This window comes from Novosphingobium sp. HII-3, assembly GCF_002916655.1.
GTDB lineage: Bacteria > Pseudomonadota > Alphaproteobacteria > Sphingomonadales > Sphingomonadaceae > Novosphingobium > Novosphingobium panipatense.
In genome coordinates this window covers 1-1,092 of record NZ_PPSM01000082.1, presented here as the reverse complement: position 1 = coordinate 1,092, position 1,092 = coordinate 1, and the positions used below count along the sequence as shown (strand labels likewise).

At 62.5% G+C, this 1,092-nt stretch carries 1 tRNA gene; it reads right to left on the bottom strand.

Features of this window, described 5'->3' with window-relative positions:
- Positions 1-980 precede the first annotated feature (980 nt).
- A tRNA-Met gene (locus tag C2R25_RS19550) sits at positions 981-1,057 on the bottom strand.
- Positions 1,058-1,092 lie beyond the last annotated feature (35 nt).

Genomic DNA, 1,092 nt, shown 5'->3' with positions numbered 1-1,092 from the left:
CACCTGACGGTGCGCGTCGTCGTCCGTGGGCCCCTCCTATCGACTACCGGGATAACCGCCGCGCTGCCGAAAGGTGGGGTCAATATTGGGCGCCGATAGGGGGTCAGTTTTGCGCGCCGGTTGACAGCCTCCTCGAGCGCTTCCACGTAGAAGTTTGTCTCCAGCGTGATGAAAGGGCCGATGGCCACCGACCTTCCGGCTGAACCGGTCGACGGTGGCCGCCAGATAGATGAGACTGTGGTCCGTTCGGCAGCTGGGGGAGCAGATTATGCCCCGGCGCGGGCTTATGCCCGGTCCCCACCTGACGCGGCATCGGCGAGGTGTGGGAGCCCTCAATCATCGCTTCATGCCGGGCACCAAATCGGCCGTGTCGCGCGCGCCTTTCAAAAAAAGTCAGTCGCGAGCGTCAGCCCCCGCTATTAGGCAACAGCATCTTCACGTCGACGGCCGGTTCATCCCACACGTTCTCCAATGCGGTGCTCAAGATCGAGCGCAGCATCAACAGCAGACGAGCATGTCGCCCTCCGGCAGGAACTTAGCGCGCGCCCTGGATCTGGCCAAGCATCAACTGCATGCTCCGGTGCTGGGATGCCTTCATCCGGTTCCTTCACGATAGAGGATCTGCAGTACAAGCAAGGCCGCCCGATGGAACACTACGCTGCGTACCACTCGGACGGACGGCATGACGTGATGCGTTCGGATCGCGGCAACACCACGCCGCAGCGCTCACACGTGATCCAGACCGCCGGCTCAACCACGTGGCTGGCTGATGCCGTCGGGTATCGCCGAGCGTCCCGTCAACAGGATCTTGGAACTGGCTGTACCGAAATGGCGAAGACCGCCATCTGTTGGAGTTGCCTGGCATGATGTTCCGCCTGCTTTTTGCCATCGCGGTTGCCGGCTCGGTGCGGCAATGGGATGGTGGCTCCGCGCGCGGCCACGCTGGGCGTTCTCTGTAGGGCCGTGGGTTTTATTGAGTATGGTTGCGGGGGCAGGATTTGAACCTGCGACCTTCAGGTTATGAGCCTGACGAGCTACCGGGCTGCTCCACCCCGCGTCACCGATTGTGTGCGTTCGAGGGGAACGCGAAGA